Annotated in this window: 17 protein-coding genes; all 17 read right to left on the reverse strand. The window is 29.9% G+C overall.

From position 1 onward, the window contains the following. Positions 1-81: 81 nt before the first annotated feature. The 17 genes from GOM42_RS12955 to GOM42_RS13035 all read right to left on the reverse strand — a co-directional run bounded on the left by GOM42_RS12955 (position 82) and on the right by GOM42_RS13035 (position 23,239). Positions 82-399, reverse strand: a complete 318-nt coding sequence (locus GOM42_RS12955) for a DUF1540 domain-containing protein (RefSeq protein WP_003454391.1) — start codon at positions 397-399, stop codon at positions 82-84. Between the two features lie 65 nt (positions 400-464). Beyond that, the gene (locus tag GOM42_RS12960) at positions 465-764 is read right to left on the reverse strand and encodes a YerC/YecD family TrpR-related protein (protein ID WP_003454163.1); all 300 of its coding nucleotides are present in this window, start codon (positions 762-764) and stop codon (positions 465-467) included. Positions 765-903: 139 nt separating this feature from the next. Next, positions 904-1,743 carry an AIM24 family protein gene (locus tag GOM42_RS12965; protein ID WP_003454256.1) on the reverse strand — a complete coding sequence of 280 codons (840 nt, stop codon included), beginning with the start codon at positions 1,741-1,743 and terminating at the stop codon, positions 904-906. A 116-nt stretch (positions 1,744-1,859) separates the two neighbouring features. After that, positions 1,860-3,878: an amylo-alpha-1,6-glucosidase gene (locus tag GOM42_RS12970; RefSeq protein WP_003467507.1), complete on the reverse strand. Its 2,019-nt coding sequence runs from the start codon at positions 3,876-3,878 to the stop codon at positions 1,860-1,862. A 358-nt stretch (positions 3,879-4,236) separates the two neighbouring features. After that, on the reverse strand, positions 4,237-6,600 hold the full coding sequence (locus GOM42_RS12975) for a glycogen/starch/alpha-glucan phosphorylase (RefSeq protein ID WP_003457876.1): 2,364 nt from the start codon (positions 6,598-6,600) through the stop codon (positions 4,237-4,239). Continuing rightward, on the reverse strand, positions 6,593-8,086 hold the full coding sequence (gene malQ / locus GOM42_RS12980) for a 4-alpha-glucanotransferase (protein ID WP_011591126.1): 1,494 nt from the start codon (positions 8,084-8,086) through the stop codon (positions 6,593-6,595). The genes GOM42_RS12975 and malQ overlap by 8 nt, the downstream gene beginning before the upstream one ends. Positions 8,087-8,107: 21 nt before the next feature. Further along, positions 8,108-10,255: a TIM-barrel domain-containing protein gene (locus GOM42_RS12985; RefSeq protein WP_003457922.1), complete on the reverse strand. Its 2,148-nt coding sequence runs from the start codon at positions 10,253-10,255 to the stop codon at positions 8,108-8,110. A gap of 23 nt (positions 10,256-10,278) precedes the next feature. Continuing rightward, positions 10,279-11,292, reverse strand: coding sequence for a LacI family DNA-binding transcriptional regulator (locus GOM42_RS12990; RefSeq protein WP_003457851.1), 1,014 nt, complete (start codon positions 11,290-11,292; stop codon positions 10,279-10,281). Positions 11,293-11,586: 294 nt separating this feature from the next. Beyond that, positions 11,587-12,480 carry a sugar ABC transporter permease gene (locus tag GOM42_RS12995; RefSeq protein ID WP_003454394.1) on the reverse strand — a complete coding sequence of 298 codons (894 nt, stop codon included), beginning with the start codon at positions 12,478-12,480 and terminating at the stop codon, positions 11,587-11,589. Between the two features lies 1 nt (position 12,481). Further along, the gene (locus GOM42_RS13000; protein WP_025648348.1) at positions 12,482-13,435 is read right to left on the reverse strand and encodes an ABC transporter permease subunit; all 954 of its coding nucleotides are present in this window, start codon (positions 13,433-13,435) and stop codon (positions 12,482-12,484) included. 86 nt (positions 13,436-13,521) lie between these two features. Beyond that, the gene (locus GOM42_RS13005) at positions 13,522-14,748 is read right to left on the reverse strand and encodes a maltose ABC transporter substrate-binding protein (protein ID WP_003467481.1); all 1,227 of its coding nucleotides are present in this window, start codon (positions 14,746-14,748) and stop codon (positions 13,522-13,524) included. Between the two features lie 457 nt (positions 14,749-15,205). Next, a complete protein-coding gene (locus GOM42_RS13010; protein WP_003462361.1) occupies positions 15,206-16,147 on the reverse strand; it encodes a helix-turn-helix domain-containing protein in 942 nt (313 codons plus the stop codon). A gap of 34 nt (positions 16,148-16,181) precedes the next feature. Next, positions 16,182-17,291 (reverse strand): sn-glycerol-3-phosphate ABC transporter ATP-binding protein UgpC, encoded by a 1,110-nt coding sequence (ugpC, locus tag GOM42_RS13015; protein ID WP_003454369.1) that lies wholly within the window; start codon positions 17,289-17,291, stop codon positions 16,182-16,184. A gap of 218 nt (positions 17,292-17,509) precedes the next feature. Next, positions 17,510-19,228, reverse strand: coding sequence for a ferredoxin hydrogenase (locus GOM42_RS13020; RefSeq protein WP_003457946.1), 1,719 nt, complete (start codon positions 19,226-19,228; stop codon positions 17,510-17,512). Between the two features lie 225 nt (positions 19,229-19,453). Then, on the reverse strand, positions 19,454-20,524 hold the full coding sequence (gene buk, locus GOM42_RS13025; protein ID WP_003454444.1) for a butyrate kinase: 1,071 nt from the start codon (positions 20,522-20,524) through the stop codon (positions 19,454-19,456). Between the two features lie 23 nt (positions 20,525-20,547). After that, the gene (ptb, locus tag GOM42_RS13030; protein WP_003454254.1) at positions 20,548-21,456 is read right to left on the reverse strand and encodes a phosphate butyryltransferase; all 909 of its coding nucleotides are present in this window, start codon (positions 21,454-21,456) and stop codon (positions 20,548-20,550) included. A gap of 181 nt (positions 21,457-21,637) precedes the next feature. Then, positions 21,638-23,239: an FAD-dependent protein gene (locus tag GOM42_RS13035; RefSeq protein ID WP_003457870.1), complete on the reverse strand. Its 1,602-nt coding sequence runs from the start codon at positions 23,237-23,239 to the stop codon at positions 21,638-21,640. Between the last annotated feature and the right edge of the window lie 11 nt (positions 23,240-23,250).

Here is a 23,250-nt window from a genome sequence, read left to right on the forward strand (position 1 = left end):
GTCCAATAAAATAAATAAATTTATTTAAAAAGAAGACTAAATATATAGTCTTCCTTCTAAATTAGTAAAATCAATATTTTATTATTCTTGTCTAAAAGTTGAACATTCTGTATTGTCTTGGTGTTGTGCATAATCACCTGAAATATCTATGCTTTCAGCATGACATTTACAGTTTTTATTGTAGCAGCATTTCTCAGCTTCACATGCAACGCTAGTTGCTGGCTCTGCAGGGCCCATATCAACAGCAGCGTTAGTAAATCCACCTTTCTCAACAAAGCTTCCACAACAAGTAGCTTCTGAATGATTAGCAAATGAACCATTTACTTTTATTGAATTTAATGAACACATATCATTTTGATTATATGCACAGTTATCTACACCACAGCTTAAATTTGGCATACTATATCCCTCCTTAAGTATTAATGATAGTAGTATGCCTCTTTTTAAAATAATTATTCTTCTAATTATTTCTCATCTAATCTATTTAAGATATTATTGTAACCATCTGCTCCATAGTTTAAACATCTATTTACTCTACTTATAGTAGCTGTTGAAGCCTTAGTCTCTTCTGCAATTTCAGTATATGTTTTTTTCTCCCTAAGCATTTTTGCAACATGTAATCTTTGCGCTAATGCTTTTAGCTCTGAAATAGTGCATATATCTTCAAAAAAATTATAACATTCATTTATATCTTCTAACTTTAATATAGCCTCAAATAAAAAATCTAAATCCTTACCTTTTAGTTTAGATTGTACTCCATTCATATAATCTTCTCCTTCAACTACTGGTATATTAATATAACTCTATAATAGTTAAATATTTTTTCTTTATTAAGTTAATTATATCTCTTTATCATAATAAATAAAATAATACTTGTATTAGAACTAATTTAATCTTGATAAATTATACCTTAGTATTAGAGCTACCCTTTGGATCTGTTAATGGTCTTAAGGAATTCCATCCCTTCTCAAGCTTTTCATAAACAGATTTAGTTGGTATTAGCCATACTTCTCCAGTCCCCCTAAATACATTTAAAAGCCCTTCTCCTCCAGTAGCTGTAGATACTAGTGATTTTGATGACTTTTCAACTGTAAACTCAATATCTCCAGTTCTCAATATGGCAAAATTTCCATCAACCTTTAACACATCATTATTTATTTTACATTTAAATACCTCTTCCTCAGGTACTGGTATTTCTAAAACCACTATTCCATTTCCTGAAAGCTTAGTTTGAAATACTCCCTCATTTCCTAAAACCATAGAGGATAAAGATTTATTCATGTGGGCAGTTATTTCTACACTACTTTCACAAGCGTAAAATAATCCATCATCAACTATTATTTCATCATCTTCTAATTCAATTAAGGCATAATGACCAAAGGAAGGTTCTAAAAATATATCCCCTGTTCCTTCATATTTAGGTTTAAATGTACTCTCTCCTGTAACTTTACTAGAAAAAAGTTTTTTACCTAATCCTATTGGCCCACCAATCTTATTTTTCATAGATATTGGACCTCTCATATAGCTTAAGGCTCCCTTTTCTATATTTACAGAGCTATCTTCTAAAATAATTCTTACCTGTCTAAGCTTTATATTAGCTTCCTTCATTTGATTTAGTTTAACTGCAAGCTCTAAGGAATTTCCTCCCTTTAAACTATCATACTCTAAAACCTGAAATACAGAATCTCCTCTCATTTCAGTTATCATATTAATTTTATTTTCTATATTCAATGATGTTCTCATGTAAATCGCCCCTTTACGCTAAGTTCTTCCTTTAATTATATCCTAAAATTACAAACTTAATAATTACAAAAATTAAAAAAAGCTAGAGATCATTAAATTAATCTCTAGCAAAACATTTATATAAATATATCTTTGTGGACTTTTTTTAATTTTTTATGGTTTCCTAGAATATCCTCATAATAAACTCTAAGCATTTCTCCAACACTCCAAGCTTGAGCATAGCATCCCCTAGCTTTATAAGGATTATCACCATCAAAAATTTCAGCAATACTTCCTAAGCATTGATCTTTAATATGATCTTCCATATCTCTCATTAAAGAATCAACTAACTCTACAGCTTCTTTAGAATAATCATTTACCTTACAATAAGCTGTGAAAAATCCTCCAAGAGGAAATGCCCATGTTGTTCCTTGATGATAGGCCATATCTCTATCAAAAAGCTTTCCTATATAAATTCCATGATAATCCTTATGGTCTCTACTTAGACTTCTTAATCCATAGGGAGTATATAATTCTTCAAAAACCTTTTGAACAATATACTTTTCTTTTTCTCTATCTAACATTGTAAAAGGTAATGATACTGCCCAAATCTGATTAGGTCTTAAGCTATGATCCTTCTCATTATGATTTACAACATCGTAAAGATACTTTCCATCCTCATTCCAAAAAGCCTTATTAAATGAATCTTTAACCTTTTGCGCTAGCTCTTCGTACTCATTCTTTTCATCTTTTTCAAACTTATCTTTTAATAAGCCTGCTATTTTTAAGGCATTATACCATAAAGCATTTATTTCAACTGGTTTACCATGTCTAGGAGTAACCACTATACCATTTACTCTAACATCCATCCAAGTTACCTGATCTAATCCTGATCCAGCATTTATTAAAGAATCCTCTTCATCCATTTTTATTGAGAACTTAGTACCTTCTTTATAAGCCTTTATTATATTTTTTATAGTTTTATAAACTTCTTTCTCAACAAACTCTAAAGCTTCGTAACTATTAGCATAAAGCAAATAATTATAAACTGCATTTATAAACCATAAGGAAGCATCTACTGTATTATAAAGTGGCTCTTGTCCTTTTCCTGGGAACATATTTGGGATTAATCCATCTTTCTCATAAAGGCTAAAACTTCTTATAATATCTTTAGCATCTTCTAATCTTCCAGTTGACAAAGTTAATCCATTAATAGCAATCATAGCATCTCTTCCCCAATCTAAAAACCAAGGGTAGCCAGCTAAAATTGTTTTTCCCTTTATAGATTCTCTATTTACTATAAATTGATCCCCTGCAATAGGAAGATATTTAGCTAAAATTCTTGAATCATTAAAGGTATTTTTAAGATTATTTATTCTTTTCTCTTCATTTTCTATTATTTTTTCACAGTCAAAATTCTCTTCATTTTCTATAGTACAAAGTAAATAAATCTTTTTTCTTTCCTTAGGATTTAAATTTATTTCAACAGTTCCTGGAATGTAACATTTATCCACAAACTTATCACCTGTACTTTTATCCACATCATAATAAATTTTATCCACAATTTTATCAGTTTTATCTACTATTTTTCCACCATAAGTAAAAAATCTTATATTTATGTCCTCATTTAGCTGTGGAGTAAGTTGAATTTTATTTTTATCCACAGATTTTGAAAACTTTAAATTTTCTTCTCCACTACATACTCCTGGATTTCTAAAAGTAAATAATGGTTCAATATTTATTTTTGATTCTTTACTTCCGTTTAATATGTCATATTCTATTACTACAGTATTCTTTCCATATTCCATAGCAATCTTTTTATTTATAACTACTCCATCTACAAAAAATCTAAAATAAGGTAGTCCATCATAATAAAATCCTTGAAGATTTTTAAAGCCATCCACTATTTTATCTGTATATTTACAAGAACTCAACTGGTGAAGCTTTCCATTAATATTTATTTCCTCATTTAAATTTGAAAGAATCATGTATCTCTCTTCTGGAGAATTAGTACATGCTAATAATAACCCCTGATATTTTCTGCAGTTTGCTCCTATAGCAGTTCCTCCACAAAATCCACTTATGCCATTAGTAAGCATCCACTCTTTTTCTATCCCTCTGTCATAACTAATCCAATCTTTTTTTCCAAACTTCATAAATTGACACCCCTTAATTCAATATCTAAAGTACCCTTTTAACTATTTAACTATTTAACTATAAATTTCACAAATTTTAATTCTTTATATAAATTTAGAAAAGGCCTTGCACAAAACTCAAAAACAAACTTTAAATTTACACTTTAATAAAAACATAAATTCCTAACATCCAAATATAATTTGGATTTATACTAAGTTTTCAAGTTTTAGCAAAACTATTCCTCTGATTACTTATATTTCCTAGTTATATATAAAAACAACTTTTCATAAAACTTACAAAGAATATAAAGAAAATATCTAGCAATTTTCTCAATATGTTTGTAAGTTTTATTATGTTTTTATAAAGTTATTTTCCCTATTATTTATTAGTACATTTTTTAATTCCCCAGATGTCATCACAATATTCTTGTATTGTTCTGTCACTTGAGAACATACCTGCATTACAAGTATTTTCAAAGGCTTTTTTAGCCCATCCTAATTTATCTTTATAAGCTTCAAAGACCTTATCTTCAGTATCTTTAAATGCTTTGAAGTCTGCTAATAAGAAGTATTGATCTCCTTCTTCTAATAATGAATTATAAAGATCTTCAAAGTCACCAGTACCACCATCATCAAAAGTACCATCTACTAATGAATCTAAAACTCTCTTTAAATCTGCATCTGCTTCATAGTAAGCAACTGGATCATATTTTCCTTTTAGTTCTTCTATCTCTTCTACTTCTAATCCAAAGATAAAGTTATTATCTACTCCACTTTCTCTAACAATTTCTACATTAGCTCCATCATTAGTTCCGAAAGTTGGTGCACCATTTAACATGAATTTCATGTTTCCTGTTCCTGATGCCTCTTTACCAGCTGTTGATATTTGTTTTGATACATCTGCTGCTGGGAATAATTTTTCTGCATAAGAAACTCTGTAGTTTTCTACAAATACAACCTTTATTTTTCCTTTTATAGATTCATCATTATTTATAAGTTTAGCAACTTCATTTGTCAACTTAACTATTGATTTAGCTCTCTTATATCCTGGGAAAGCCTTTGCTCCATATATAAATGTTACCTTTGGTATATCCATATCTGGATTTTCTTTTAATCTATAATATAAATCTAAGATATATAGAGTATTTAATAATTGTCTCTTATACTCATGTAATCTCTTAATTTGTATATCAAATATTGAATCTGGATCTAACTGAACGCCTTCATGTTCTTTAATATAAGCAGCTAATTGTTCTTTCTTAGTGTGCTTAATATCCATGAATCTTTTTAAAACTTCTTCATCATCTTTATATTTTTCTAATCCTTTTAATAAGTCTAGATTTTTAACCCAATCTTCGTTTCCTAAAAGTTCAGTAATTAAAGCTGATAACTCTTGGTTACATAGTCTTAACCATCTTCTTGGAGTTATTCCATTTGTTTTGTTTTGGAACTTCTCTGGATATAATTCATACCAGTTTTTAAGCTCAATATTTTTTAATATATCTGTGTGTAATTTAGCAACACCATTAACAGCAAACCCTACATGTATTGCTAAGTTAGCCATTCTAACTTTTCCATCATTAACTATTCTAAACTCTTCTATCTCTTCCTCTGAGTATCCTTTTTCTTCAAGGCTAACTATGAACTCTGCATCTATCTTTTCAATTATTTCTAATATTCTTGGGAATAATTCCTCTATTAAGTCAACATCCCATTTTTCTAAAGCTTCTGCTAATATAGTATGGTTTGTATAAGCAAAAGTTTTTGAAGCTACATTGTAAGCTTCTTCAAAAGTAAATCCTTCTTCATCTACAAGAAGTCTTATAAGCTCTGGAATTGCTAAAACTGGATGAGTATCATTTAATTGAACAGCATGCATCTTTGCAAAATCTTCAGTAACGTTTCCAAAAACCTCTTTATGCTTTCTTATTATATCTTTTAGTGAAGCACTTACTAAGAAATATTGTTGTCTTAATCTTAATAATTTACCTTCTCTATTTGAGTCATTTGGATATAAAACTCTTGATATGTCTTCTGCTCTATTTTTAAGTTCTAATGCCTCATCATATTTTTGTTCATTGAATAATTTAAAATCAAATTCTTTTACAGGCTCACACTTCCATAGTCTTAAAGTATTTATATTTTTACTAGCGTATCCTATAATTGGGGTATCATATGGAATTGCTTTAACTGTCATATCTTCAAAATCAACAGTTACAAATTCATCCTCTTTTCTTATGCTCCAAGGTTCTCCATATTTTAGCCAGCTATCCACATCTTCTTTTTGGAATCCATCCTCAAAATATTGAGAGAATAAACCATTATTATATCTAATTCCATAACCTTTTAAAGGTACTTCTAATGAAGCTCCTGAATCCATAAAACAAGCTGCTAATCTACCTAATCCACCATTTCCTAAACCAGCATCCTCTTCTATTTCCTCAATTCTATTTAAATCAAAGCCAAGTTCATCTAAAACTTCTTTTACTTCATTATAAAGTCCTAAACTTATTAAGTTATTTCCTAAAGCTCTACCCATTAAATATTCAGCTGAAAAATAATATGCATTCTTTTCTTTCTCATAAAGTTCTTCTGTATGATTCCAGTCATCAACAATTCCCTCTAAAAGAGTTAGTGATAATGCATTGAAAATTTCAAAATCCTTAGCATCTTTAATTGAACTTTTACCATACTTTACTTTTAGATATCTCTCGATTCCTCTCTTTATTTGTTCTTTATTCATTAATATTCACCCTTCCATATAATTTTGTTATATCATATATTTTCTCTGCTAATTCATCAGTTAGAGCATCATATTTAACTCTCCATTGCCAATTGCCACCAAGAGTAGATGGATAGTTTATTCTTGCCTCATTTCCTAAGTTTAAGAAATCTTGCATTAGAGCTATAGCTGTATGTGATACACTGCTCCAAACTCCTCTGATAAACCCCCAGTTATACCCTTCCTCTTCAGTAAGTTTTAAATATTTTTTAGAATATTCCACATCTTCTCTATTTCCTGTAACTTCAAACCAACCTCTAAATGTATCATTATCATGAGTACCTGTATAAGCTATTGAGTTAACTGGATAATTATGTGGAAGATAATCACTTTCTTCTCTAGAATCAAAGGCAAATTGTAAAACCTTCATTCCTGGGAATCCAGTTTCATTTCTAAAATCTATAACCTCTTGAGTTAAATAACCAAGGTCTTCTGCTATTACATTAACCTCACCTAACTCTTCTTTAATTGCATTAAATAATTTTATTCCAGGGCCTTTAACCCACTCACCATTTACAGCAGTTTCATCTCCATATGGTATTTGCCAGTAAGCTTCAAACCCTCTAAAGTGATCTATTCTTAATATGTCATAAAGCTTAAAGCTTTCTCTTACTCTATCAATCCACCAAGAATATCCTGTGTCATCCATGTAGCTCCAATCATATATAGGATTTCCCCATAATTGACCTGTTTCTGAAAAAGCATCTGGTGGACATCCAGCAACCTTTTTAGGAATATTATTTTCATCTAATAAAAATGCTTTTGGATTTGCCCAAACATCTGCACTATCCTCTGCAACATATATAGGCATATCTCCAATTATCTTAATTCCAAAACTATTTGCATACTCTTTTAATTTATTCCATTGCTTAAAGAAATGATATTGTAAGAATACCCAGTAGTTTATTTCTTTTTCTAATTTAACTTTATATTCTTCTAAGGTCTTTTTATCTCTTAATCTTAATTTTTCATCCCATTCTTGCCAACTTACTAATTCGTTTTCATTTTTGATTGCCATATATAAAGCATAATCTTCAAGCCAAAGTTTATTTTCTTCTCTAAACTTTTCAATTTCTTCTTTATTCTCATCTAAAGATTTTTCATATGCTACTCTTAACACTCTCATCTTCTTGTCAAATAATAAAGCATAATCTATTTTTTCTGGGTCATTTCCAAAATTAATTCCTTGGTAATCTTTTTTATCAAGTAATCCTTCTTTATTTAAAATATCAAAATCTATAAAATATGGATTTCCTGCAAAGGCTGAAAATGATTGATATGGTGAATCACCATAACTTGTAGGACCTAAGGGCAATATTTGCCAACATCCTTGTCCAGCTTTCTTTAAAAAATCTACAAACTCAAATGCTTCCTTACCAAAAGTACCTATTCCATACTTTCCAGGTAAGGAAGCAATATGCATTATTATTCCACTTGCTCTTCTCATATTACTTCCCCCTAGTTACTATTATTGAATTAATATCTCTTTTTCAATCATATTTTTATTTAAATCAAATATTTTTATATTTAACTTTTTAACCCTTGAATTTTTATTTTCTACTAATACATCATAATCTGATTGTGCTTTTGTAATCTTAACTTTTAGCTCTTCATACTCACCATTCTTATAATTTTTAGTGATACCATCATCATTGTAATAAATGTACTCAGCCTCATCACAAACAAAAGCAATTAGATTTAATTCACTAGTATCTATTTCTTCTACCCTTTTTCTTGGCTTACTTGCCATTGTTACTATTTTATTTTTTCTTATAAATATAGGAATTTCATTTAACTTAGCTTCAACATAATGATGTCCTTTTTCTAAAACTTCATAATCTCCATCATCATATTTTCTAGCTCTCCATAAAAGCATTTCCTCTGGAAGATATACATATCTTCCTAAAGCATTTTGCTCATATATAGGTGCTACCATTAAACTATCACCTAGAAGCATTTGATCTTCTACTCTTTTTACAAAGTTATCACTATATTCAAATGTTAATGGTTTAAAATACATTTCATTATTTAAAACAGCTTTCATATACTCACTATAAAGATATGGAACCATAACATATCTTAACTCCAATATATTTTTTAATACTTTGACAATTTCACCTCTAAATGAATATGGTTCTTGATGTCTTGTACCTAAAGCTGAGTGATTTCTGAATAAAGGTGTAAACATACTAAATTGTGACCATCTTATAACTAAATCTTCTGTTGCATCTCCTCCAAATCCGCCAGTATCAGCTCCTGTATAGATAAATCCACACATATTAATATTTGGCATCATTTGAAGGTTTAACTTAATGTGTTCCCACCAAGACATGTTGTCTCCAGTCCATATACCTCCATATCTATGCATCCCAACTGTTGATGCTCTAGAAAATAGTAAAAATCTCTTATTTTCATCTATATTTTCAAGGCCTTCAGCTGCTGCTCTTGTCATATTAAATCCAAAAAGATTATGAACCTTGTCATGTCTTATTTTTTCATTTCCTACTCTATGATAGAAACTTTGATAGTCCTCCATACTATTTTGAAGTCTTGGGAATGTATCCTTAACATCAAAATAATCATATATACCTAAATTCTTTCCTTTAGCCTCTGATATTTTTTCAAAAGCTTCATTTAATCTTTTTTCAGAATAGAATATTGCAGGCTCATTCATATCATTCCAAAAACCTTCTATTCCTTTATCAGTAAGCACTTTATATTTGTTTCCAAACCATAATCTTGCATCCTTATTTAAGAAGTCTGGGAAATGAACTCTCCCTGGCCAAACTGCTGCTACAAAAGGTTTTCCTTCCTCATCTAAACAGTAATAACCATTTTTAACACCTTCCTCATAAACATCATATCCCTCTTCAATTTTGCATCCAGCATCGATTATTGGAATAAGTCTGACTCCTTTTTCTTTAACTTCCTTCACAAAGTTTTCAAAATCAGGGAAGGCTTCTTTATTTATGGTAAAGTTCTTGAAATCCTCCATATAATCTATATCAAGATATATACAATCAAGAGGAAGTTCTGATTCATTAAAATTATCTAGGACTTCAAGAACCTCTTTACTATCCTTATAACTCCATCTACTTTGTTGAGCACCAAAGGCCCATTTAGGAGCTATGTAACTTTCACCTATAAGCTCTCTAAAGCTTTTTGCTATTTCCTTTAAAGTATCTCCTTCAATAATATATAAAGCAAAATTTTCATCATCAATTTCTATCTTTAATTCATCTCTTCTTGTGTATCCAACATCAAACTTTACTCTTCCAGGATAATCTATAAATATCCCAAAAGTTTTTTCTCCATATATCATTAAGAAGTTATGAGCTCCATAAAGGCTTTTTTTCTCTGGAGTATGTGAAAAATCATCTGTACAAAAACTTTCATATCTCCATCCTCTTTTATTTAATCCTCTTACATTTTCACCTAGTCCATAAACTATATCTTCCTCTTTAAGTTTTAATGTAAAAGTGTTATTCTCAAAATTTAAATACTTTAATCCTTGGTTCTCTATTTCTGAACCTTCTTTTAAAACAACTGACTCAGTATTAAAAGGAGTTCCAAAAGTATATTTAGTTATGTGATTATTAATACAATTAATTCTCATAATATCTCCCCCAATTATAATTACTATACTACTTCCTTACATGACTCTCTTTCTATTATCTTTGTTTCAAAAATTATATGCTTATGATCTTCTTTTTTAGCTAAAAGAGCTAATAGTAAATCTATGCTATTATTAGCCATATTTTTCTTAGGCTGCTTTACAGTTGTAATTCCTGGATTATAATATTTACTTATATCCATTCCATCAAATCCCATAATAGAAATATCTTCTCCTACCTGCAATCCTTGATCTATAACTGATTTTGCTGCCCCTACAGCCATAATATCTGATATTGAAAATATAGCTGTTATATCTTTTCTATTATTAATAATTTCCTTTGTAACTCTATAAGCTCCACTATAATCATAATCACCTATAAATACATTTTCTTCTGAATAAGGTATATTATTTTCCTCTAAAGCTTTTTTATAGCCTTCAAGTCTTAATCCACTTATTCCAACGTCATTTTTTTCTCCTAATAAAATTCCTATGTTTCTATGACCTTTATCTATAAGATATTGAATTGAGGCCTTAGCTGCTAATACGTTATCTATTCCTATTGATGAAAACTTACTTTTACTTTCTTTAGAAAGTGTATTAACAGAGGTTAAAACTACTGGAATATCTAAGAATTGAAAACTTTCATCATTTATATTTAAAAAGTTTCCTCCTAAGCAGATAATACCTTGAAGTCTTTTCTCTTTAACAAAAGCTATTAAATTATCCACATCATCCTCTGTGGCATAGTCATTTTGCTGTAATATCATTGTGTAGCCAGCTTCATTTATTCTATTACCTATAATGTTTATCATCTCAGCAAAGAATGGGTTAAATACCCCCTTTACTAAAACTCCTATGTTATTTGTATTATTTTTCTTAAGAATCCTAGCACTATTATTAGGTATGTAATTACTTTCTTTTATTATCTTTAAGATTTTTTCTCTCGTTTCATCCTTTACATCTGGATGATCATTTATAACTCTTGATACTGTACTAACACCAACGCCAGCAAGTCTTGCTATGTCTCTTATATTCATATAACTCCTCCTGATTTCCCCTATAATTTTTAAAAACTTGGAAATTGTTTCGGTAACGATACCAGTTTAATTATAAACCGCTTTGAAAACATTAGCAATAATACTTACAAGAGTTTAGATAAATATACTAATTTTTTATATTTTTAATTTAATAATCTTAGATACCTTTATATTTTGATGGATTGTGGAAGGCACTTTTTCTTCCACAAAATCCATCAATATATTTTATCTTATAAGAAGTATTTATTAAATTTAAGGTATTTAAGATTTATTCCACATAAAATTTCTATTATCTTAGCCTTTAACTGATCCAGCAGTTAATCCTTTAGCCATATATTTTTGTGCAATAGTAGCAAATGCAACTATTGGAATTGAAGCCATTATTGCAGCTGCTGAATATTGAGTCCAGTTAGCTGAGAAGTTATTTGTAATAAATTGTTGCATACCTACAGCAAGTGTTAAACTTTCTGGGCTCTTTAATAAGGCAGATGCAAAAATAAATTCACTATATGCCCCTATGAATGTAAATAAGAATATTACTAAAAGCATATTTCTTAATAAAGGTAGTATTATCATTGTGAAAGTTTGGAAAGTTGATGCTCCATCAACATAAGCTGCTTCTGTAAGCTCTTTTGGAATACCATCTATAGCTCCTTTAAGTAACCAAACATTAAATGCACCAGCACCAGCTTGTATTATTATCAATGTAATTATATGATCCATACCATCTAGTCTATAAGCAAGTGCTAATATTGCTGGTAATGACATAGCTGCTGGGAACATTTGAAGTAATAATAACATCATTAATCCATTCTTTCTTCCCCAGAATTTTAATCTTGAGAAAGCAAAAGCCATAGGTACTGTTAATAAAAGTTGTATTACTGATACAACTACACATATTATTAATGAGTTTTTAACCCATATTAAGAAATTTGTTTCTGTTAAAACTTTTGCGTAATTTTCTAATGTCCATGCTGATGGAATTAAAGTTGTTTGAGTAAAAACTTCTCCTTTAGCCATAGATGCAGAAACTACTGCAAATACAGGGAATAATACTACAAGTAACATGAACCATATAAATATTCTTGATATCCATGCCATTCTTCTTTCAGCAGGTCTTAGTTTTCTTTCATATTTAAGTTCTGAGGTAGTTACTATTCCGCTCTTTTTTTGTACTTTACTTTGCATTCTATTCTACCTCCTCGAATTGTCCACTTAATTTCATTTGATAGTATGATATAGTTCCTAAAATTAAGAATATTATTATACTAATTGCAGATGCTATTTCAAATCTACCAAACTGTGTTGATAATTTATAGTTTACAGATGCAAGAATATCTGTATAACCAGCAAATTGAGTAGCCATTCTTGGTGGACCACCCTTAGTGATTAAGAATGCTGATCCAAAGTTATTAAAGTTAAATGCAAATGATGAAATTAATAGTGGATAAGATATTTGAGCTAATGATGGTAATGTTATTTTTCTAAATTGAAGCCATTTACTAGCACCATCAACATCTGCCGCTTCATAATAACTATCAGGAATTGCTCCTAAAGCTCCTAAACAAACATTCATCATATAAGGGAATCCTAACCATATATTAACTATTATAAGTGCTACCCTTGCCCATGTTGGATCTGTTAACCATGGAATTGGGTTTGATATTAAATGTAAATTTAATAATAAATTATTTATCGCTCCATAACTTCCGTTTAAAAGACCTTGCCATGAAAGTATTGCTACTGTAGCTGGTAAAGCCCATGGAATTATAAGTATTGCCCTATAAACTGATTTTTCTTTTATATTAGGGTTATTTACTGCCATGGCAACTATTAATCCTAAGAAAAATGTACCCGCAGTTGATACTACTGCAAAAATTATATTCCATCCAAAAACAGGTAAAAATACTTCTTTAAATGGTCCTGTTAAAACCTCTATAAAATTTGCAAACCCTACAAATTTAATATGTCCTTGTGAATACATTGTGTAATCAGTAAATGCTATTACTACAGTGTAAACTATAGGAATAATAGTAAATATAATTATTGATATTAATGCTGGTAACAAATATGGCATTGCTTTTATTGTATCTTTTAACCTTTTCTGCTTTTTATCTGCCCTTCTATCACTCGTAACTTGCATTATATCTCGCCTCCTCAAATACCTCTTTTTAATATAAACTTCTATAAATAAGGGGGAATTTACATCCCCCTATAAAAACTTCTTAATTATTTTTGTTGAGATATACCTTGTTTAATTTGTTCTACTGTCATTTCAGCACATTTTTCTGGTGTAACTTGTCCTGAAGTTAATAATTGTAAGTTAGCTCCAGCAGGTCCCCACATAGCTTGAATTTCTGGTATGTTAGGCATTGGTGTAGCGAATTTAGCTTGTTCTGCGAAAGCACTCATATACTCATTATTTTTGAAATCTGCACTATCTAAGTATTTATTTAATACTGGAATTCTGTTACCTTTACTTAACAATACATCACCTGAATTTTCTGATAAGTATTTAACTAATTTCCATGCTAAATCTTTATTCTGAGATTTTTCACTTACGAAAGCAGTTTGAACACCTAAGAAAGTTGGTACTTGTTTTCCAAATAATGTTGGCATTGGAGCTACTCCAAAATTTACTCCTCCATCTTTAAATGCTGATACATCCCAAGGTCCTGAGATATAGAATCCAGTGTTCTTAGATAAGAAATCTCCTTTTGCTATATCTCCAGTTATATCAGCTGGCATTAATTTATCTTTTTGAACTAAGTCTTGAACGAATTGATATCCTTTTATAGCTCCTGGTGTGCCTAATCCTATATCAGTTGGATCAAGTGTTCCATTATTATCTTTATAAACATATCCTCCATCTGCTGCTATAAATCCATAAGTAGCATAGAAGTTATTAATATCGTATTTGAATCCTGCTCCTTCTTCTGCAACCTTAACTAAATCTTCCATAGTTTTTGGAACTTCTTTAACTTTATCCTTATTGTAGAAAAGAGCTGATGTTTCTTGTGCTATTGGAACTGCATATCTTTTCCCGTCTATTGTTACAGCATCTAAAACTTGATGTGATGCATAATCAGAATCATTTATAATTCCTTCTGGAACTTCTGCTAAAAGTCCAGCCTTTTGGAATGTTCCTAAGTTATCATGAGCTAGTCCAAACATTATATCTGGTCCCTTTGAACTATTTGCAGCTTGTATGTAAGCTTGCATTTCTGATTTGTCTTCTACAACCTTAACTTTAACTCCATTTTCTTCTCCCCATTTTGAAGCCATTTTATTTAATTCTTCTACTTCTGGAGTTGTTAAATGTGACCATACTGTAAGTTCTTTTCCTGAACCATCAGCACTACCTGAATCAGATTTTCCTCCACATCCTACTAATGATCCTGCAAATAACATTGTTGCAGCCATTACAGTCGCTAGAATTTTTGTACGTTTTCCCATTATAAAATCCCCCTCATAACTTTTAATTAGCTAAAAAGCTATAAATTTACATTCTCATTTTCGGAAACGATACCAAAACATTCTAAAAAAATATCTCATAATAACTAATTATTTAAAATCTTTTTAAAAGCATTTCGGTATCGTTTCCAACCTTATTATATAATAACAAGAAAACATTTTCAATAGTTTTTTTGCAATTTATTATTATTTTGTATAAAATTTATCCATTAATTTTTTTACCATTTTTGCTATATAATTTACAAACAATCTTAAATAAAAATATATTTTAGTAAAAATTCTACTTAATATATTAAAATACCTAATTAAACAATTTAATTTTCATTTAAAACTTTATATATAATAGAATTTAACTATAAAATAAAAAACCATATCAAAGTTAATTTAATCATTTCCTTTGATATGGTTTCCTACTATCATAAATATACTTTTAATTATATTACTTACTTATTTCTTTGCCACGCCATATTAAAAAAGCTATTTTAAAGATTACAGCTTCATTAAAATTCCTTATATCATAAGATGTACACTTCTGAATTTTATCTAATCTGTAGATGAGAGTATTTCTATGTACATATAATTCCTTAGATGCATCACTTATATTAAGTCCACACTTAAAAAATGTTTCTATAGTCTTTATCATCTCTCTATCTAACTTAGAAAATCCTAACCCAAAATCTTCATACATCTTCATCTTTAAGTCCTCATCTATGGAATCAACTAAAGTTTCAAAAAGTAAATCTCTTTCTCCATAAATGACTTCATCCAAATCATATTTTATTGCTAGATTTATCTTAGACATATTTATCTCATAAGCCTCTTTTATTTCATTTATATTATTTAATTTCATATAGCTTATATAACATTTTACATAAAGGTTTGAATCAATAGAATCTCTTATACTATTAACATGATCATCAACATCTTCTAAAGCACCAATAATTACTATGTTATCCTCTTTTAAAATGCTAACTATATTTTTATTACCATAGCATTCATTAACAAGTTCTAAACCTTCTTGAAGGTTTGAAGCTAAATAAACATTAATTATGTAGAAATCACCTTTTAAAAATCCCAATTCCTTATGAATAATATTTTTGTCTATAGTAACTCCATTTAAGGCCTTCCTAATAAGTTTTTCCTTGTTATTTGAAACTTCTTTAATCTTATTTTCAATTAAATATCTTAATAAAGAAGTACAGCTTTCATATTCCTTTTGAGTTATTATTTTTCCCTTTTTACCATTAACCTCGAATTCTAAAGAAACCTTATCACAATTATCAAAATCTGATAGTACAAATTTCTTGTCATCCAAAACAACTATAAAAGGTATTTTAGTATTTAAATATAACTCTTCTAAGAACTTATGAAAACTGTACATATTAATTACCCCTCTATATTAAAGCTATTGCTGATTAAACTAATTTTAATTCAGTTTCTTTATCGAATATATGAATCTTATTAGCATCAACGTAGAACTTAGCTTCTTGACCATTTTGTAACTTAGTGCTTCCATTTACCCTAACTGTTATGTTTTGATCTCCAAGTTTAGTATAGATATAACTTTCTGCTCCCATTAACTCTGTAACTTCAACTTTTGATTTTATTACTGTTGTTGGATTTGCTGCAACTAATTCTTGGTCATCATCTAAATGTTCAGGTCTTACACCTATTATAACATTTTTTCCTATATATCCTTTTTCTTTTAATAATCTAGCTTTATCCATTGGCATTTCAATTTTTTCGCTTTGGAAGCAAGCAAAATATTTTCCGCCTTCTTCTTTTATAGTACCATCTATAAAGTTCATTTGTGGACTTCCTATAAATCCTGCAACGAATATATTAGCTGGGTTATTGTATATTTCTTGTGGTGAGTCAACTTGTTGAACTATACCATCTTTCATAACAACTATTCTTGTACCCATTGTCATAGCTTCAACTTGGTCATGTGTAACATATATGAATGTTGTTTGTAATCTTTGATGTAATTTAGAGATCTCAGTTCTCATTTGAACTCTTAATTTAGCATCTAAGTTTGATAAAGGCTCGTCCATTAAGAATACTTTAGGTTCTCTTACTATAGCTCTTCCTAAGGCAACCCTTTGTCTTTGACCTCCTGATAAAGCCTTTGGTTTTCTATCTAATAAATGCTCTATATCAAGTATTTTAGCAGCATCTTTAACTTTTTTATCTATTTCATCCTTTGGAACTTTTCTTAACTTAAGTCCAAATGCCATGTTATCATATACAGTCATATGTGGATATAGTGCGTAACTTTGGAAAACCATCGCTATATCTCTTTCCTTTGGTTCAACTTCGTTAACTAATCTATCTCCAATATATAATTCACCTTTTGATATTTCTTCTAGTCCAGCAATCATTCTTAAAGTAGTAGACTTACCACAACCTGATGGTCCAACAAATACTATAAACTCTTTGTCAGCTATTTCTAAGTTAAAGTCCTTAACTGCTGTAACATCTCCTGGATAAACTTTATAAATATGTTTAAGTGATAAATTTGCCATATTAATATTCCCCCATAAATTCCAATTATTTTCTCGAATTTCTTTTATGATTTTATTTTATACCAATTAACCGTTTTCATCCATGAGCATTATTTACAAAAGAATTCCTTATTTTTTGTATGATAATCTAAATAGAGTGTATAAATTTTATTTTTATTGTGATATTTTTAAATATAAAAAAACAGGATGTATTAAACATCCTGTCTATGTTTTAAATATTATTTTTTATATTTCATGTGTAATAACTCATGAGCCCTTCCATGACCTGGTTTACCCATGTAGTTTTCATACATTTTTAATAAAGCTGAGTTTTGATGTGATTTTCTCTTCTCTAAATTCTTATCTTGATTGTAAAGAACAGAAGCTCTTACTTCTCTAATATCCATTTTATCACTATCTTCAGCTGAGATGTGTGGTTGTCCTCCACCATTAACACATCCACCTGGACATGCCATTACTTCGATGAAGTGGTAGTCATTTATTTTACCTGACTTAACTAGTTCAAATACATTAGCAGCTCCACTTACAACAGCTAATTTATATTCATTTCCTGCTATTTCTACTTCAGCTTCTTTTATTCCAGCTAATCCTCTAACAGCTTCGTAATCTACATTATCTAAGTTGTCATTTTCCATGAAATCTTTAGCTGTTCTTAAAGCAGCTTCCATAACTCCACCAGTAGCTCCAAATATAACACCTGCTCCAGTGTACTCACCCATAGCTGGATCCACTTCACCATCTTCTAATTTAGCAAAATCTATTTTAGCAGCTTTTATCATTCTAGCTAACTCTCTAGTTGTTATAACTGCATCTATATTTCTTATTCCTTCGTTTTCCATTTCAGGTCTATCAGCCTCGAATTTTTTAGAAGTACAAGGCATTACAGTTACTGTAAATACTTTTTTAGGATCTATATCAGCAACTTGTGGATAATAAGTTTTTGATGCTGCACCAAATATTTGTTGTGGTGATTTAGCTGATGAAAGATTTTCTACTAATTCTGGGAAGTAGTTTTCAACTTCTCTAACCCATGATGGACAACATGAAGTTAACATTGGGAAAGGTCCGTTATTTTTTATTCTTTCTATAAGCTCAGTAGCTTCTTCCATTATTGTCATATCAGCACCGAAGTTTATATCAAATACTTTATCAAAACCTAATTCTCTTAAAGCAGTATATAATTTTCCAGTAACATCTTGTCCATAACCCATCTTGAATAATTCACCCATTGATGTTCTTACAGCTGGTGCCATAGCAACTATTACATGCTTTTCTGGATCATTTAATGCGTCTTGAACTCTTTCAATATGTGATTTTTCTGATAATGCATCAACTGGGCAAGCAGCTATACATTGTCCACATAATAAACAATTTGTATCGTCGAAACATTTTAATTCTTCTGGTCCTACTAATCTTACTCCATCAATTCTGTGGAATTTTATTGAGTTAGTAGCAGTTCTTGTTCTACATGCTGCAACACATCTACCACATTTAACACATTTACTTCTATCTAAAACTATTGATTTACTTCTGTCATCTACATATTCTGATTTATCTGCAACTACAAATGGTTTGTGAGCTCTTGCCTTTGTTTTAATTACAAGTTTTAAGAATTCACAATTCTCTCTTCTTTTACATGGTCCACATTTGAACTCATGCTCATCTAAAAGTTCTGCAACTCTTTCTTTTCTAGCTTCTAGTACTTTTTCACTATCAGTTTTAATAACCATTCCATCTTTAGCTTTTATTGCACAAGATCTTAATAGTCTATCATTTCCTTCTTGCTCAACAAGACAAACTCCACATTGTCCTTTGTTTCCGCAATTTTTTAACTCACAAAGCACTGGAATGTCAAATCCATTCTCTCTTGCTAAGTCAAGTATCGTCTTATCACCATCAAATTCGATAGTCTTATCATTGATTATTATTTTATTCATGCTGTTCCTCCAATTTTTGGTTTTTTAATTAATACTAAACCTCAACTCATACATTGTAAAAATCAGTTAATTTAAAAATCGTCGTTATTATTCTAACATAATATTTGTGAAATATAAATATTTCAGACTTTTATGAACACTTTTTTAAAACAAAATTTAAGGGAGAATTACAAAATTCTTCCCTTAAACAATCTAAACTATTCAAATTTATATATATTAATTAATCTATTTGTATATCTTTGCTTCTTCAACTCCATCTAAAACTCTTATAGCTCCTTGTGCTAAAGCTAAAAGTTCATCTTCTCCACCGTATACAACCATAGGTGCAATCCATTTTACTTTTTTATTTATAGCATTAGTTACATAATCACTATATGCAATTCCACCAGTTAATACTATAGCATCAACTTCTCCATCTAAAACTACAGCCATTGATCCTATTTCTTTTGCTATTTGATATATGAAAGCATTAAATATTAATGAGCCTTTTTCATCACCCTCTTGTGATAGCTTTATTAAATCTCTTGCATCATTTGTGTTAGCATACGCAACAAATCCGCCTTTTCCAACTAACTTTTTATAAACTTCTTCTTTGCTATACTTTCCTGAGAAACACATTTCTAATAATTCACCTGAAGGAACTCCACCTGCTCTTTCTGGCGAAAATGGTCCATCACCATCTAATGCATTATTTACATCTATAACTCTACCTTTTCTATGTGCTCCTACTGAAACTCCGCCCCCCATATGAACGACTATTAAATTAACATCTTCATATGAAGTATTATGTTCTTTTGCATATCTCTTAGCAACAGCCTTTTGATTTAATGCATGGAATTTACTTTTTCTTGGTAATTCTGGAACTCCTGATAATCTTGCTACATCTTCCATTTCATCAACAACAACTGGATCTACTATAAATGCTCTCTTACCAATTTCTTTTGCTATTTCATTAGATAATATTCCACCTAAATTTGAAGCATGTGGTCCTTGAACCCCAATTTTTAAGTCCTCAACCATAGCTTCATTGACTTCATAAGTTCCACCTTCTATTGGCTTAAGCATTCCACCTCTTCCAACAACAGCATCTAACTCATTTATGTCAATGCCTTTTTCTTTTAATACCTTTAAAATAACTTCTTTTCTAAAATCAAGTTGATCAAATATTGTATCATATTTTAGTATTTCTTCTGCTGAATGTCTTAAAGTTTCTTCTAAGATTTCTTTTTCACCTTCATAAACACCAATTTTAGTTGATGTAGACCCTGGATTTATTATTAATAATTTATATGCCATATAACTTTCCTCCCCCAAATTCTCTACTTTAAATCATGAGCAACTACTGCTGCTATAGCTATTGATTTAACTTTTGTTTCAAAACTATCTGCTCTAGAAGTTAATATAACTGGAGCTGATGTACCAACTAATAACCCACCATTCTTACACTCTGACATGTAAGTTAAAGTCTTGTACATTACATTTGCAACATCTATATTTGGTAATAATAATATATCTGCTTTTCCTGCAACTTCTCCTTTTACCCCTTTATGCTCTGCAGCTTCTTCTGATATAGCATTATCTAAGGCAAATGGTCCGTCAACTATACAACCCTTTATTTGTCCTCTATCATTCATCTTAGCTAATAATGCTGCATCTATTGTTGCTGGCATATTAGGATTTACAACCTCTACTGCCCCTATAACAGCTACCTTAGGAACTTGAACTCCACAAGCATGTGCAACCTTAACTGAGTTATTTATCATTGATGCCTTATCTTTTAACTCTGGATAAGTATTAAAAGCTGCATCTGTTAAGAAAAGTAATCTATCCATTCCTGGTATTTCAAATACAGATACATGTGACATTAATTGACCTGTTCTTAAACCAACTTCTTTATTTAATACACTTCTTAAAAAAGTAGCAGTATCAACTAGACCTTTCATTACCATATCAGTTTTTCCTGTTGATGCTAGTTCTACTGCTAATAATGCTGCTTTTTTATCGTTAGGTTCATTTATAATTTCAAAGTCAGCTAAATTCATACCTATTTTCTTAGCTATTTCTTTTATTTTTTCTTCATTACCAACTAAAACAGCCTCAGCTATTCCTAATTCTTTTGCTTCTCTTACAGCCTCTAAAACTGGTTCATCTTGAGCAACTGCAACAGAAACTTTCTTCATACCATTCTCTCTTAGTTTTGAAAACAATTCATTAAAATTTTTAGCCATAATACTCAACCCTCTTCCTTGAATTTTGTTAAATTTATAACAATTGCAAACAAAAAAAACTGACTATATAAATTTATCAATTCAAAATTAATTCTCCATAACTATATTCTACCAAAAAATATTCTGAAAGCATTAGTTTTCAGAATATTCAATTTATTATTTTTTATTAAATTGTTAAATTTTAAACACGATATTCTTTCATTATATTTTCAGCTACTTTTAACCCATCTACAGCGGCTGAAACAATACCTCCTGCAAAGCCAGCACCCTCTCCTGCTGGATATAAACCCTCTAAAGATATACTTTGTAACTTTTCATTTCTTTCAATTCTAACTGGAGCTGATGTTCTTGTTTCTATACCAGTTAATACACTATCACTATGTCCAAATCCCTTTATCTTTCTATCAAAATCAGTTATTCCCTCTTTTAATCCATCTATTACATAAGAAGGTAAACACTTTCTTAAATCTTCAAATCTATATCCATTGCTTAATACACTTGGATTAACCTTTCCTAACTTAGTTGTAACTCTATCCTTCATAAAATCTCCAACTAATTGAACTGGAGTATTATAATTTCCTCCACCTAGTTTAAAGGCAAGTTCTTCATAGTGTCTTTGGAACTTCATTCCTTCTAAAGGATGATCTCCTCCAAAATCATTGGGCCCTACAGTTACAACTAAAGCAGAGTTAGCGTTTTCTTTATCTCTAGCATGATAACTCATTCCATTTACGCATAATCTTTTTTCCTCCGAAGAAGCATTTACAACTACGCCTCCTGGACACATACAGAATGAATAAACTGCTCTATCTAAAGTTTTACTTTGATATGCTAATCTGTATTCGGCAGCCTTTAATCTTGGATGGTTAGCATATTTTTCTCCATACTGACTTAAATTTATAATTTCTTGTGGATGCTCTATTCTAACTCCAATAGCAAAGGGTTTTTGTTTCATAAATACACCTTCATTAAATAACATTTCATATGTATCCCTAGAACTATGTCCTAAAGCTAAAATTGCTACTTCACAAGGTACTTCTTCTCCATTTACTTTTATCCCTTTTAATTTGTTATCTTTTTTTATTATTCCTTCAAACCTTGAATTGAAATGAACTTCTCCACCATTTCTTTTTATTTCTTCTCTGATATTCTTAACTACATTTTTTAATATATCAGTTCCTACATGGGGTTTCCCTTTATATATTATTTCCTCTGGTGCTCCATTTCTCACAAGAGCATCAAGAACATAATCGCATCTTGTATCTTTTATTCTAGTTGTAAGTTTTCCATCTGAAAAGGCTCCTGCTCCACCTTCACCAAACTGTACATTTGACTCTGGATTTAATTCTCCAGTTCTCCAAAATTCCTCTACAGTTTTAGTTCTAGAATCTACATCTTCTCCTCTTTCAAAGACAATTGGATTAAATCCCTTCTTAGCTAATAAAAGAGCTGCAAAAAGTCCTGCTGGCCCTAATCCTACAACTACTGGTCTATGCTGAAGTTTTTTCTCCCCAAAGTTAAAATCAAAATCATAATTTACCTTATCTATCTTTACATCCTTATCATTAAGTCTAGCTACTATTTTTTCTTCATCTTCATGTTCTATGTTTATACAGTAATTAAACTTTATAAGATTCTTTTTTCTTGCATCTAAAGATTCTTTTATTATTTTTATATCTCCAATTTCATCCTTAGACATCCTTAGTTTTTTAGCTACTTTATTTTTTAAAAGACTTAAATCTTCATTTATATCTAAACTAATATTATTTATTCTAATAGTCATAAAACTTCCTC

Source organism: Clostridium sp. 16K-1-R1, from assembly GCF_023921145.1.
GTDB lineage: Bacteria > Bacillota > Clostridia > Clostridiales > Clostridiaceae > Sarcina > Sarcina perfringens.